Source organism: Streptomyces sp. NPDC048416 (assembly GCF_043200435.1).
Taxonomy (GTDB): Bacteria; Actinomycetota; Actinomycetes; order Streptomycetales; family Streptomycetaceae; genus Streptomyces.
Window position 1 is genome coordinate 304708 of record NZ_JBICXU010000001.1, and the last position, 13134, is coordinate 317841.

General features: G+C 69.6%; 14 protein-coding genes and 1 pseudogene. 2 read left to right on the plus strand and 13 right to left on the minus strand.

All coding sequences use genetic code 11. From position 1 onward, the window contains the following. The first annotated feature begins 196 nt into the window (after positions 1 to 196). Entirely contained in the window at positions 197 to 724 is a 528-nt protein-coding gene (locus ACGFW5_RS01320) for a hypothetical protein (protein ID WP_393832073.1), read from the plus strand. A gap of 84 nt (positions 725 to 808) precedes the next feature. On the opposite strand, the gene ACGFW5_RS01325 is transcribed toward ACGFW5_RS01320, so the two are convergent. The 4 genes from ACGFW5_RS01325 to ACGFW5_RS01340 form a co-directional block, all read right to left on the minus strand. After that, positions 809 to 1756 carry a DUF6615 family protein gene (locus tag ACGFW5_RS01325; protein ID WP_393832074.1) on the minus strand — a complete coding sequence of 316 codons (948 nt, stop codon included), beginning with the start codon at positions 1754 to 1756 and terminating at the stop codon, positions 809 to 811. Positions 1757 to 2189: 433 nt separating this feature from the next. Next, positions 2190 to 2876, minus strand: a complete 687-nt coding sequence (locus ACGFW5_RS01330; protein ID WP_393832075.1) for a DUF317 domain-containing protein — start codon at positions 2874 to 2876, stop codon at positions 2190 to 2192. An 81-nt stretch (positions 2877 to 2957) separates the two neighbouring features. Then, positions 2958 to 3446 carry a hypothetical protein gene (locus tag ACGFW5_RS01335; protein ID WP_393832076.1) on the minus strand — a complete coding sequence of 163 codons (489 nt, stop codon included), beginning with the start codon at positions 3444 to 3446 and terminating at the stop codon, positions 2958 to 2960. A gap of 99 nt (positions 3447 to 3545) precedes the next feature. After that, the gene (locus ACGFW5_RS01340; RefSeq protein WP_393832077.1) at positions 3546 to 3905 is read right to left on the minus strand and encodes a DUF317 domain-containing protein; all 360 of its coding nucleotides are present in this window, start codon (positions 3903 to 3905) and stop codon (positions 3546 to 3548) included. Between the two features lie 361 nt (positions 3906 to 4266). Between ACGFW5_RS01340 and ACGFW5_RS01345 the strand changes: the two genes are divergently transcribed. Further along, positions 4267 to 5310 carry a hypothetical protein gene (locus tag ACGFW5_RS01345; protein ID WP_393832078.1) on the plus strand — a complete coding sequence of 348 codons (1044 nt, stop codon included), beginning with the start codon at positions 4267 to 4269 and terminating at the stop codon, positions 5308 to 5310. Positions 5311 to 5414: 104 nt separating this feature from the next. On the opposite strand, the gene ACGFW5_RS01350 is transcribed toward ACGFW5_RS01345, so the two are convergent. The 9 genes and pseudogenes from ACGFW5_RS01350 to ACGFW5_RS01390 form a co-directional block, all read right to left on the minus strand. Next, a complete protein-coding gene (locus tag ACGFW5_RS01350; protein WP_393832079.1) occupies positions 5415 to 6146 on the minus strand; it encodes a hypothetical protein in 732 nt (243 codons plus the stop codon). Positions 6147 to 6277: 131 nt separating this feature from the next. Continuing rightward, entirely contained in the window at positions 6278 to 7246 is a 969-nt protein-coding gene (locus ACGFW5_RS01355; RefSeq protein ID WP_393832080.1) for a collagen binding domain-containing protein, read from the minus strand. A 103-nt stretch (positions 7247 to 7349) separates the two neighbouring features. Beyond that, positions 7350 to 7832, minus strand: coding sequence for a hypothetical protein (locus ACGFW5_RS01360; protein ID WP_393832081.1), 483 nt, complete (start codon positions 7830 to 7832; stop codon positions 7350 to 7352). A 177-nt stretch (positions 7833 to 8009) separates the two neighbouring features. Then, positions 8010 to 8711, minus strand: coding sequence for a hypothetical protein (locus ACGFW5_RS01365; RefSeq protein WP_393832082.1), 702 nt, complete (start codon positions 8709 to 8711; stop codon positions 8010 to 8012). Continuing rightward, entirely contained in the window at positions 8708 to 9973 is a 1266-nt protein-coding gene (locus tag ACGFW5_RS01370) for an acetyl-CoA carboxylase biotin carboxylase subunit family protein (protein WP_393832083.1), read from the minus strand. Before ACGFW5_RS01370 ends, ACGFW5_RS01365 begins: the two co-directional genes overlap by 4 nt. 52 nt (positions 9974 to 10025) lie before the next feature. Continuing rightward, the gene (locus ACGFW5_RS01375; RefSeq protein WP_393832344.1) at positions 10026 to 10349 is read right to left on the minus strand and encodes a hypothetical protein; all 324 of its coding nucleotides are present in this window, start codon (positions 10347 to 10349) and stop codon (positions 10026 to 10028) included. Positions 10350 to 10406: 57 nt separating this feature from the next. Beyond that, positions 10407 to 11633 (minus strand): annotated as a pseudogene (locus ACGFW5_RS01380) (MFS transporter); the annotation flags it as partial. Then, complete coding sequence (locus ACGFW5_RS01385; RefSeq protein ID WP_393832084.1) at positions 11630 to 12211, minus strand: regulator; 582 nt, start codon at positions 12209 to 12211, stop codon at positions 11630 to 11632. The gene ACGFW5_RS01385 and the pseudogene ACGFW5_RS01380, both read right to left, overlap by 4 nt. Then, complete coding sequence (locus ACGFW5_RS01390) at positions 12208 to 13125, minus strand: winged helix-turn-helix transcriptional regulator (protein WP_393832085.1); 918 nt, start codon at positions 13123 to 13125, stop codon at positions 12208 to 12210. The genes ACGFW5_RS01385 and ACGFW5_RS01390 overlap by 4 nt, the downstream gene beginning before the upstream one ends. Between the last annotated feature and the right edge of the window lie 9 nt (positions 13126 to 13134).

Here is a 13134-nt window from a genome sequence, read left to right on the forward strand (position 1 = left end):
GTCGGACCGTCCGCTCCATACACTCCAGGGGTTCCGTATGCGTCGCTGCACCACCGCCGTTCTCGTCTTGACCACGCTCGTCGGACTCGTTACCGCGGGCTGCTCCGACGCCAGCTCCAGCTCCGCCAGCACCTCGCCGTCTGCATCCTCTGCGTCTCGTAGCGCAGGCAGCGCGGCGACGCCGCTGTCCTCGGCCGTGCTGAGCACGCGGCTGCTGACCGAGAAGGACCTAGGCGAGGGATATGCGCGCAAGGCGGAGCGCGCCCAGAACACGGACGACGTCACCGTGATCGGCTGCCCAGAGCTGGACAAGCTGGGAGGCGACGCAGCCACGGGAGGAAGCCTCGGCTTCCCGCGCAAGGCGAAGGTCGCCTTCACCTACAGCGCGAGCAGCACCTCCGAGGTGAGCGAGGAGCTCTACAGCGACACCGCGCAGAAGCTGTCCGACGGCGTCGGCCAGATCTTCGACGCGATGACGTCCTGCCCGACGTATCAGGTCGTCTCGGGCAGCACCGCCATCGACGTAACCACCCAGAAGACGGCCGTTCCTGACCTCGGCGACGAGCGGTGGAGCCAGATGCTCACCTACTCCGCCGCGGGGCAGCGCAGCGTCGTCAAGCAGACGGCGATCCGCACCGGGAACGTAGTGGTCATCATCTCTGGCTCGCCGGCCCTCGTCAACGCCCATCTCACCAAGGCCCTCGCCAAGGCTCAGTCCCGATAGCCCTCTCCGCGTATGTGCCCCTGGCGATGCTGTTCACCGGCACCAGGGGCATTGCCATGTCGGCGCCCGCTAATCGCAGCGCATTTATGCCTGGCCTGGCTGCGCTGCGAGTTCCCCGGCGTCTGTCACGTCGTACAGCACCACCGCGCGGGTGGGGATCTCCTGCTCCGGCGGACGTGCTGGGTCCGCCTCCAGCAGGCGGAGTACACGCTCGGGAAGCGGCCTGAGCGCTACCTCGCTGGGCTGCTCGGTGGGCGTCTCGCCCAACCGGGTTCGAAGGTCTGGCACGTCTCGCCCGTGCCTGGATCGCCGCACGTGGCTCGGGGTGGGGAACCCTTCGGTGTCAACATGCCCCAGCGCAGCCAGCCCAGAGCGTTCCAACGTCTCAGCCCGCTTCTGTATATCCGTCAGCACGGCAACACCGCGAGACCTCCGTTTCTCTTTGGATGTCTGCAGGTCGCACAGCACCTGATTCCACGGCGTAGAGAGCCCTCTCAGCCGCTGATGGGATATCTGACGGTAGTTGTCGTGCACGTCAAAGCCGATAACGAACCGGAAGAGGGACGCCTGCACGTGAAAGGCGGACAACAGCGAGCATCCGTAGTGCGAGCGGTCTGGTGCCGTATGCCCGCACAACACGCTCGCCCAGCCCTGATCGATGGGCCAAGGCTGGCGGTAGTTGTACAGGAGATATACGGGAACGCACTGGGTGGCGAGTGCGTGGTGGATGAGCATGTCGCACTGCAGAGCAGGGCTGCCCTTCGGCCAATACCAGAATCCGTATTGGCCTCTTCGGTCTTGCTTCTTGGCCTGAATGCGCAGCCCGATTCCGTGGGTCTTGTTGTGGATCCAGAGTTCCCAGTCGGCCCCGTTAAGAGTCTCCTGCCTCTTGGTGAACTGGATGATCTTCAAGCGGCTGCCCATGGCTTGCCGCAGGTGCCGGATATGGACGTCCGTGAAGGTCTCCTCGCCGGGCGGCGGAGCGTGCTGACCGTATCCGTCACGGAGCCAGTGGTGGGTGTCAGATGCCATCCACTTCAGCAGACTGCAGAGCGAGGGACGCGGACCGGGCCAAGCCGTCTCCTCGACAGGGCCATTGCGGTGCGGCGTGATCATGAGTCCATCTGACCACCACGGTGGCCGTGCTTCCAAGGGCGCACATCACCCGACATACGCGAACGGCTCGGCAGGCCACAGGGCCTGCCGAGCAACGGGCTGGGGCAGTTGGCTCACGCGCTCAGAGTTCGGGCGTCAGGCCCGGCGTCCGGAGATCGGGGCGTTTAACGGAGATCAGGCGCTCACGGCGAAGACAGACCTCGGCAAGGCGGTCCTCGCCGTCGAGGTGTACGACGAGTGGCCGGCGTACCGGCGGCCGAGGATCTCGGCCACATAGTGGCGCTGGGCGCGTGGGAACGCGGCACGCAGACGACAGGGCCCGGCCGGTGTTGTTGGCCGGGTCCCGGTGTCAGCTGCGGCGGACGATCGTGAGGCGCTCTTCCGCACCGTGTGGCAGCCGGTGGCGTGCCACCGGGGCCGGCGAGGCTAGCGAGGAAGCGAACACGGCGACCAGCTCGTGGGGGACGCTCGGGCTGAAGTTCGCGCACCACAGGTAGGGAGCCCCGAAGGTGGGCTCGGCCCATGCCTGCCAGCCCATCAGGTCCTCCCGCAGATCGGCGTCCGCGATCAGGTCCGGCAGCATCTCAAGGGAGACGTGCGAGGCGAAGCCGGGGTCCGTGGCGGCGGTGCGAGGGCGGTCCACGTCACGGATCCAGCCCTGCGCACTGAGTGCCGCCACCACCGCCTCGGGCTCCTCGAAGCCGGTATCGGGCACCGAGCTGGCATCGAGCGCGACGAGGAAGTCGTGCAGTGCCTCGGGCGGCACGCCGGTGGTGAAGTAGGCGTTCCACTGCACCAGCGCGCTGCTGCCGTCCGGGCGAGCAGAGATCTGCAGGGCAACGCGCAGGCCGCCGAGCGTGAACGGGCTGCTGGCCAGGATCCATTCGGCGCCGCGCAGCTCGTCCGGGCTCACATAGAGCAGGGTGTCGCGGGAGGTCGGCCACATGCGCCAGCCCAGCCCGGTCAGGGTGTCGCCGACCCGCTCGGCGAGCACGTCATCGTCGCCGGCCAGATGGCGCGGGGTGACCCAGTGCACCGGGTCCGGCGAGGCGGCTGGGAAGGAGGAGTCAGAGGGATGGTGCGGGTGCAGGGGCGCCTCCGTGGGCTCGTGGTTGGTTCACTGTCCGCCGCTGGGGCGCGTGCCGCGCCGGCGGCGCGGCGGGGCCTCGGTCGGCTCGTGCCATCCCAGCGCGACCGCGACGTGGGGCAGCAGCGGGCCGAACTGTTCGGCCTCATCCGCGTCCGGCTCGGTGAGGAACAGCACGGGGCGGCCCTTCTCGTCACTTGCAGCCGCGACGGGGCCCGCACGGTGGGCCATCGGAAAGTCGGGGTTGAGGGCGAACTGCACGACGGCGTTGCGGTCGCAGGCGGAAAGCTGGTCGAGCAGGTCGCCGACGGTCGGCTCGGGCAATGCGCCGAGCGGCTCGGCGTCCTTGGCCTCGGCGATGAACACCACCGGCCGGTCGGCGTCGTCACGGGTGGGGACCACGCCGCCGTGCCGACGCACCGTGGGGGCGAAGGGGTTGATCCGCAGACGGACCACCGTGTCACGGTCGCTGGCGGACAGGCGGGCCAGCAGGACGCCGACGGTCAGCTCCGGGGCCAAGATGCATCTCCTTGCAGTAATGGGCGCCCCACCAGGGGACGAGGGCAGGGTACGTGCCGTGGCCGAGCAGCAGATCCGAGCCGCGCGGTGGCAGCGGGGTCACAGCGGCCGGGACGTGGCCAGCACGCGCTGCACCGTGGCCGCGACGATCTCCGCCGGCGTCTCCGTGTCGAAACGGATCCGGTAGCCGGGGGTTGTGGCAGTGCCGGTGACGGCGAGGGCCCAGCCGTCGCCGTCGGAGCCAGGGCGCCCCAGCGGGAACCATCCGAGGTAGAAACGCCCGTCCTCGCTGCTGACGTGGACATCGGCCCGATCGTCCACGACGAGGTGGAAGAACTCGGCGCTGAATAGGTCGGTGACCAGCGTCGGCTGGCCTGGGCCCAACTGCCACGAACGCAGACGCAGGGCCTCGGTGGTGATGGAGAATCCAGGGGTGGACGCATCCACGGTCACAGGCATCACCTCTCTGACCTGGTGTTTTTTCGGGGAAGGTCGTCTACGTTGACATGCCCCTGGCGGCTTGCACCAGTCTTTTCGTGCCCTTTCCTGTCTGCCCCCGGCGAACTGCCCCTTGGACACGTGTAGGGCGGCATTGGAGTGACGAGACGGCGCGCCATGCCCGTGACGGGACCCGGCCCTCGCCCGATGTGGTCGAATTTCCATGGGCCCGGCGGGGTCCGTGCCCTGTGCTTGACCCGACATCGAGCACGCCGTGGAGAAGCCAACTCGGCCGGTACCGCTGCATGGTCCGGTTGTTCCTCGTGGCTCTGTGCCGCGGGCTGTGTCGGGACAGCCGCGCGGTGTTGAGGGGCTTCGAGTTATGAAGACAACCGCCGTCGAACGACGCGCCGAACTGCTGCGTCTGTACACCGGTCTGCCCTGGCAATCCGCCCGGCGCCGGGTTGAAGCCGCCTCGCCCGGCTCTTTGCTCATCCCGCAACCGGGAGCGGACCAGTTGCTGCTGGAGGCCCGGGTGATGGCCGCACTGGCCTGGCGTCGGATCACCACGCTGCACCCCTGGGGCATCGAATACGTTGATCCGCGACCCGACCGCCTCCTGATCCGCTTCGAGGCTGACCCTGTCGAGCGGTCCGACCCAGACGAGACCCAGGCCCTGGACCTGGCTGAGGCACTACTGCCGCGCGCCGACGAGTATGGCGACGTCAACGGGGTGCCAGGGGCCCGTACCCACGTCGAGGGCGGTCAGGTGGTCTTGCGCGTGCTGGACACATCCGCCTCCGTCACTCTGCTGGGTCTGGACCCCGACGACTGGCTGCGCGCCGTCGACGTCCAGGATCGGCAACTGGGCGCCTACGGCATGACCCCGTGCCACCGCGACCAGCCAGCACGGTGGCACCAGGCCGAGCGTCCCTACCGTCGGCCGGGCCGCCGAGGCGCCGCGGCATCGGCCTGGCTGACCAGCGGGCTGCTACGCCGGATCGGCCTGATCCGTACCCTGGGCACGCCGCTGGCCGTGACCGGCTGGCTCGGTCACCACGAACGCAACGGCGGCGAACGCTGGATCATTGACCCCACGTTCGCGGAAGGCGCCGGCGCCACCGGCCACCGGCGGCTGATGGCACTGCTCGCGGCGCCCGGCTGGGGCCTGCCCCTTACCCCCTTGGACGAACACTGCGCCTGCTATCTGCCGCCCGGCTACAGCGACCAGTGCACCACCGTCACCGTCGGCCAGGCCGAGTGGCGCGGAGTGCTGGAAGTTCGCGCCATCCAGCGCTGCGGCGACCGCCTGAAACAAATTCGGGACCGGCGCCCAGCGACCTACGCTGCCCAACAGCGCCTTGCCCTCTCTGTGCCCACGTGGGTCGACCGCTGGCTCGAGCGCGGCAGGTCTCGTGTTCCGTAGGAAGTAGTGAGCACCGACTGTCCCGTGGGTGCCCGTTCCATTCGGTGAACGGGCACAGCTCACGGCGAGGGCAATTAGGGGTCCTGGTCGTAGCGGCGGGCCCGTCAAGAGACGGCCGTACGCCAAGATACGGCCAGCTCCACGAGCCGTCCGCGCAGTGCGCCACGCTGCTCCTCCACGTCCTCGGAGACGGGTGAGAGGAGATAAATGTTGTCGCGGTAGAGGCGGAACCCGATGCTCTTCCACCCATGGCTGATCTTGGTGTTCACGCGATCCCATTCAGCTCGATTCTTCAAGCTCCGGCTGCCGAGGTCGGTGACGCCGGGCGCGCAGGCGACGGCCCGGCACCCGGGCATGAGCCGGAAGATGGCTTCCGAGGCGAGGACCGTGCCCAGGCCCTGCCCACGCCACTCCTCGCGCAGAGTGACCCGGTCCATGACGAGCAAGGCTGATCCGCTGTATTCCAGCAGTTCGCTGACCTCGTCAGTGAAGTAGCCGGTGACGGGGTCGAGGAGGACCTGTGCAATCTCGTTCAGGTCTTCCGATTCATCTGCCAGCGCGGCGTACGCGTTGCGACCGCGGTCCAAGTGCACGCGGAAGAAGGTCATAGAACCGACGGCGCTGTCGCTCAAGGTGTGCGCCGGACAATGGTCCGCTTCGCACTCACCGGGCGCGGTCGGACAACGGCTGTTGTCGTGCGTGCGGCGCCGGTGGAGGACCTCGACGCGCCACTCTTCGAGGGTGTCCGCGTGCGGGGTGTCGCTGAGCATGTCGGCGTAGACGAAACGCAGGTGCAGCTCGGTGGGGTCGCCAGGGAGCGGCGAGGGTTCGGTCACCGCCGCAGCCTAATCACCCTGGAGGGACGGACCGTGCGCAGGTCACGGCCTGCCGATGCGTGCCCCGGGCACGACGAAGCCCCCGGATTCGCGAGGCGAATTCCGGGGGCTGTGTTCGAAGGGGGCGGGTGTTAGCTCTCCGTGGAGCCGTCGTGGTCGGAGTCGTCCGACCGGCGTCGGCGAGCGACCAGGACGGCACCTGCGCCGGCAGCGAGGAGAACCGCGGCCCCGCCGAGCAGCCACGGAGTGGCGTCAGCACCGGTGTGGGCGAGGGAGCCCTCCGGGGCCGGGGTCTCGGGGGCCGCAGGGGTCTCGTCCGGAGTCGGCGTGTGGGATGCCGGCGCGGACGGTGAGGGTGTGGTGTGCGGCGTCGGCTTGTCCGTCGGGGTAACCGGCGGCTTCGTGGGCGGCACCGTCGGCGGGACGGTGGGAGGCGGGGTGGGCTTCTCCTTCTTGGTGTCAGTGAGGGTGATGGCAATGGGTGAGCCGGGCTTGGCCGTGAACTTCTGCGGCGCGGAGTCGAGCTGGTAGCCCTCGGGGGCCTTGGTCTCGGTGGCGGTGTAGGCGGTGCCGTTGCGGGAGGCGACCGGGAGCTGGGCCTTCGCGGTGCCGTCCTTGCCGGTAGTCAGAGTCACCGGGTCGCCGCCATTGCCCGCCGGAATGATGTTGATCACGGCGCCGGGCAGCGGCCTGCCGCTGTCCTTGTCGGTCTTGGTGACGGTGAAGTCGGCGGGCTTGAAGGGATCGATGACGGTCAGGGGTGTGCCGTTGCCGGGGGTGACGATGACGTCCTGGTCGGCGACGGTGTTGTGCATTGGGCTGCCGCTGCTGGTCTCCTTGAGGCGGTAGACGCCTGCGGCGAGGTCCTTGAAGACCAGCTGGCCAGCCGCGTCGGTCTTACCGTCGGCCACCTCCTTGCCGGAGGAGTTGAGGAGAGCGAAGACGGCGCCGGCCATCAGGTCACCGCCGGGATCCTTCTTGAGGATCTTGATGCCGCCGTACTCGACCATGCTCCTCGGGGCGGCCGTGGCCGGGGCGGACGGGGTGGGCTCGGGGGCATGGGCCGAAGCGGCAGGGACCCAGGCCAGCGTGCCGGTCACGGTAGTGGCGACGGTGAAGGCGACAGCGGAGAGAGAACGCGCGGAGCAAGTAGGCAAGGAGGAACTCCAGGTTGATGCGGGTCTGTCGGGGGTGAGGAGAGGTTCAGCCGGCACGGGCGGCGCCGCGTGTGGGTGGCGGAGCGGGGGTGGAGTGGGCGGTACGGCCCTCGGTGCGGTGGGGCGCGGGCGCTTGCCATGCGCCGGGGAACCAGACGGCGGTGCACTGCTCGATGGCGTCGCGGAGCCCGCCGGTGACGGCGCCCTCCCAGGGCGGGCGGCCGACGGGTCCGTACGGGCCGAACGTGCCGTACTGCTTGCTGCGTTCGGGGGTGTTCTGGGCTTCGTCTCGGCGGTGGAAGGTGCCGTGGTCCACGAAGTTGAGCGCCACGGCGTCGATCTCGCCTCGGTCCGCATGGACGATCGCCAGGCGCAGGCCGCCGTACGTGTCCGCGTGGACGGTCTGCGTGAAGCTGATCCTCAGCCTCAGCGGTGCCCCCGAAACGGGGGTGGCGTAGTAGGTGTTGCCGATAACGGTGCTGTGCGCGAAGGGGAGGCACAGTTCTGCGAAGAATTTGGGGGCATGCATCAACACGAGGTGGCTCCGATAGGGATGGCGCCCGGCGTCATCGGCGCAGGCCGGGCAGGGCCAGCGGCGGGCTGGGCAGGGCCGGTCGGATGGCCGCGCTCCAGCGCGGGACGCTTGGCGTGCCGAGCGGGCGGGTGCGGTCGTGAGGGTGTGAGCAGGTGTGCGGCCTTCGGCGGCTCAGCGGCGTGCGGCAGTCCGGCGCGCTGTCGACTGCGCGGCGCTGGGCGCTGTGGCGAGTCTGGCTCGGGAGCGCCGCGGTGGCGTGCGGATGATGCCGTGGTCGGTAAGCCAGTGGTGCGTGGCCAGGGCGCTGGGCAGGAGGACGTCGCGCAACCTGAAGAAGCCGTCACCCAGTTGGCTGTGCTGGATGAGCCAGTGCACTTCCGTAGTGGCGGCTCCCGAGGGCTCGAACAGGAAGTAGGTGTCGCTCGGGTCGGGACCTGTGAGCGTGTCCTTGGTCAGGTCGTACTGCGGGTGGTGTCGGCCGCGTTCATGGTCAATGGCCTCGGTAAGGCCGTCGGCCGGCCGCCTGCCATAGCTATCGCTCAGGATCCGGTGGTTGCCCATCTCACGTTGCTCGAACCAGTCCTGTGCCGCAGCGAGGGTTGGCAATTCGGCGCGCTCGATACGGAAGGTCCCGGCGATGGTGTTGCGCAGCACGTGGACGGCCACGATCGGGCTGCCGCCCGCCAGGCCCCAGCGTCCGGCCTTGTCCAGCAGCAGGGCGTACGTGTGGTGGGCGTCCTGGGTGCTGAGGGTCTCCCGGACTTGATATCGGTCGCCGAGGGAGATCAGTACGTCGTACTGCTGCCGGGACGCGGCGTCGGCCGGTACGAAGGGGTGCAGGCCCAAGAAGGGGTAGTCACGGCCGCCGCTCATGCGTGTCCCGTGCGGGCGGACCGCGCGCCGGGAATGTGCGGCTCGGTGGTGAGGTCGAGATGTTCCTCCACGGTCCGGGCGCGTTCTTGGGCCTCTGCCGCGGTGGCCGCCGTGGTGATGAGGAATCCGACGCGGGCGCTGAACATGTCGCCGCCGTCGGGCGGCAGGGCGACCGTGTCTCCGAGCGTGCGCTGGAAGGTGATCTGGTCCAGCCAGGGCGCGTCTGTGGCGAAGTCGTCGTCGAGGTGGCAGTGGGTGAGGGTGCCGGACGTGTTCGGGTAGAGCAGCCGTATTGCGGCGGCGCTGTGCCGGGTGCGGGCGAGGTCGGGGGTCTGGCCGCAGGCGGTGTCGGCGGCGGCGCAGGCCAGGTCCACACCGGTGGCCAGCTGCACGAGGTGGCCGATCATGTCGCCGCCGATGCGGGCGTTGACCTCGATCAGGCGGGAGCGGCCGTTCACGAGGCGCATCTCGACGTGGCTTACGCCGTCGGTGATGCCGAGCGCCTTGATGGCCGCGGCGGCGACGGGCGCGACCTGGTCGAGCAGCGGATCGGCGGCGTCCACGCTGTGGGCGATCTCCTCGAAGAACGGTGGGGCTCCGAGGGTCTTGCGGGTGACGGCGACGGCGGTGGTGTGGCCACGGTGGGTGACGCATTCGACGGAGACTTCGGGGCCGTCGAGGTACTCCTCCACCAGGACCTTGGTGCTTTCGATGCCGTCGCGTGCGCCGGCGGCGGCGAACGCGAAGCCGTCGGGGAGTTCTTCGACGCGGTCGACGCGGATGACGCCGATGCTGGCCGCACGGGCGGCGGGCTTGAGCACGATGGGGTAGCCGATCGTCTCGGCGGCGAGCGCCGCCTCCAGCAGAGAATGTGCGGTCATCGAGGCTGCGGAGGGCACGCCGTGGCGGGCGAAGAGGGAGCGGGCCACTGCCTTGTTGCGGGCGCCCTCCATCACCTCGGGTCCGCTCGACGGCAGGCCCAGACGCCGGGCAAGACGCGCGGTTTGGGCCAAGTACCACTCGGTCCACGTCACCACCCCCGCCAGGTCGTGGCGCTCGGCGAGGGCCTGGCCTGCGTCAACCAATGCCTGGGCGTTGTCGGGATCGGCGATCTCGAAGTCGATGATGAACTCTCGCTCCCACGTGGGTTCGGCGGGAGTGATCAGGACGATGTCGTACCGCTGGGCGACGGCTTCGAGGCAGTACCCGCGGTAGTCCTGAGCCTCCGGGCCCGTGGTGGCAACGACGAGGATCGTGGGCAAGAACGCTCCAAATAGGTTCATGTAGAGGGCAGTTCGGTTACGGCGTGGCGGTTCAGGGGGTGCGCCGGCGGCGCAGTTCGAAGGCGTGGGCCCACTCGGGGTGGTCCGCGACCAGCTGCCGCGCATACAGCGCGGTGTAGTTGTTGTTGAGCCCGCGCAGCCCCTGCGGGAGACGCCAGCGCAGGGCCTCGAACAACTCCTTCAGCCCGATGCGGGTGGCACCGGCAGCCATCCGCTCAGCCGTCAGCTTTTCCAGGGCCCGGTAGACGTAGGGATGAGCGGCGTCGAAAGCGAGGAACTGATCGGTGATCGTGGGCCTGGATCCCGCGCGAAAGGAGGGGCGGGCGACGGGTATGAGGGCCTGGGTGGCGGGCATGGGCATCGGGTTGGTCTCCGGGAGAGCGGACAGCAGGGGTGGGGTGAGGTCAGGCGAGGCGCGCAGTACAGGGAGGGTGCGCAGCCGGGAGAAGGCCGTGAGCAGGCCCAGGGCCTGTAGAACCGCGCAGGCGGTGATCACGTGGCCGAGCAGGGCGGGCGGCACCGATGCGACCAGGACACCGGCCAGCGGAAACGGCAGCAGGAGCAGCAGGATCGTCATCGAGAGGGTGGCGCCGAACACCTGCTGCGGGATGAGGTGGGAGCGCAGGGTGCGCAGCACCACTGTCATGCCGCCCTCGCCGGCCATGAGCACCGCGATGAGCACGAGATACGCGGTGTAGGTCTGAGCGAGGGAGACCGCCAGGCACGCACTGGCCGCGACGGTGGCGGACAGCGCACCGACCGGCCACAGGCCGAAACGGTCGATCGCGCGGCGGCACAGGGTGACCGTGAGCAGGGAGGCGATGGCGGCCACCGACCAGATGAGGCCCACGTCGGCGCTGGAGTGCCCGAGCTCCTTCACCACGATCACCGGGGCTGCGGCCTGAAGCAGACCGACCGCGAGGTTAGAGAGGGTCAGTCCGCACACCAGCCAGCCCAGCGCGGGCAGCGCGCGCAAGGTCGTCCATCCGGTGCGAAGCCCCGCCAGGACCGGCTGCGGCTTCTCGGCCCGGGTGGTGTACTGCCGGGGGGCGAAGGCGCACGCCAGGAGCGAGAAGACAGCGATCGTGACGAGCATTCCGGCGGCCCCCGCCCGCTCCAGCAGCAGGCCGGCGACAGCCGGTCCGGCCAGAGTGCCGACCTGATCAATGCCCAGGAGCACCGACTGCACCCGGTGGGCGCGCTCGCCGGCCTGGCGGCTGGCGATGCCTCCCGCCGTCTCGGCGGCGATGTAGGAGAACTCCGTGAGCACGCCGCTCGTGGCGGCGAGCAGCATGACAGCGGCGGTGGTGGCTACCCCGGCCGCCATCTGTGGCAGGGCGAAGGCGGCGGCCACCACTACCAAGGCCCGCAGGAAGGAAGCCGTGCGCAGTACGCGGGTGGTGCCGTGGCGGTCGACTATCGCTCCGGCGACGGCGAACGCGCCCAGGCGCGGCACCCACTCAAGCGCGAACGCCAGTCCTGTCAGGGAAGCGGAGTTGGTGGTGGCGAGCACCAGCAGTGGGATCCCGTACGTCGTCATCGCGAAGGCGCCGGCATCCATGCTGCGGGGCAGGTAGATGCCCCGCAGCAGGGTGGGGGCCGGTCGGCGTGCATGCCGGGGCCCGGCACTGGGTCTCACGCAGCGATCTCCCACTCATCCGCCGCGAGGGAGGAGTGGAGGGCCGTGTGGTGCAGGGCGTACGCATGTGACTTGAGCCAGGCGCCCAAGGCGCTCTGCGGGCCATCGAGGGCGACGATGGCGTCACGGCCAAGGACTGCTCCCCCAGGGGTGAGCATGCCGCTCGCGTCACCGGACCGGGCAGTGGCGTGTGCGAGTGCCTCAGTGTGGCTGAGCAGGTCGAGGGTGTGCTGGACCCGGGTGACGAAGTCCGTGGCCGCCGTGGGGAATTGGTGGGCACGGGCCCAACGGGCGGCCGTGTCGTACACCTCGGCCAGTTCCTCGCCGCGGTCGGTGAGCCGGTAGCGGACTCGTTCGTCCTCGTCGCCGTAGACGAGGCCGAACTCGCGAGCCCGGTCGATGGCGTGGCGCAGTTGGTGGGCACTGAGGTCGTCAAAGGCGCTCTGCAGGCTGCCGCGGCGTCGGCTGATGGGGCCGTTGTCGTCAATCTCGGTGACCAGGCGGACCAGTGCGGGCAGCGACAATGCCCGGATCGCGCGGCGTGCCTGCGGCTGGTCGGCGAGGATGATGTGGGTCATCGGCGCGGCCCCTGCGTCTGCGGGAGGGCGATGGGGCGTGCCGGTATCTGGTGCGAGAACAGGTCGCCGCCCTTCCAGGCCGTGGCCGATGAGGCCGCAGGCTGAATGGCGAGCGCGGCGGGGTGCGCGGCTGGGGTCACGGCAGTGGCAGGTGCCGATACGCGGGGCTGGGTCGTCAGCCAGGGACCGGACGCCGCTTGCGTCACCACCGGGACGGGGGCCGTGCCCCACAGGGGGTGGGTGTCGGCGTCGTCGAGCGGGCGTCCCGCGGCCCAGGCACTCAGAGCCCGGTAGACCGGGGCGAGCGCGTGGCCGGTGGCGGTCAGCTCGTAGGCCCGGCCGTTCTTGCGGACCAGGCCGTCCCCGACCAGGCGGTCCACCTGGGGGTAGACGTTGCTGAGCCGGTAGCCCGGCATCGCCGCGGCTGAGAGCGCCTTGGCGCTGGAGGCGCCGCGGTCCTTGAGCACCCACAGGATCGGCGTGGCGTGCCGGGGACCGATCAGCGCGAGGGCATCCTCGATGTTCTGCGCCGGCGCGACCGTGGCGAGCGGCTCCAGCTTTCCGGTGTCCTTGTTCTTCACCACCGGCTTTTCCAGGTACGTCTCGCCCCAGGCCGCGATCACGGTCAGGACAGGCATCAGGTCGGTGCCGCGTGCGGTCAGGCCGTAGGTGACGTGGCCCTGGGAGACTTCGGTGCGCTCGACCAGTCCGGCGTCGGCGAGACGGCGCAGCTTGGGGTGGAGGGTGCCGTCATTCAGCCAGGGCAGGCGCGGCTTGATCTCCGCGTAGCGCAGGGGCTGAGCGGAAAGAGTCATCAGGATCCACACGCTCCACAGCGGGGCGATCATCTCCAGCGACTCGGTGACGCGGGCGACGTCAACCTGGGTGGAGCGGGGCAGACCGGTGGTGGCCAAGGGGGTAAC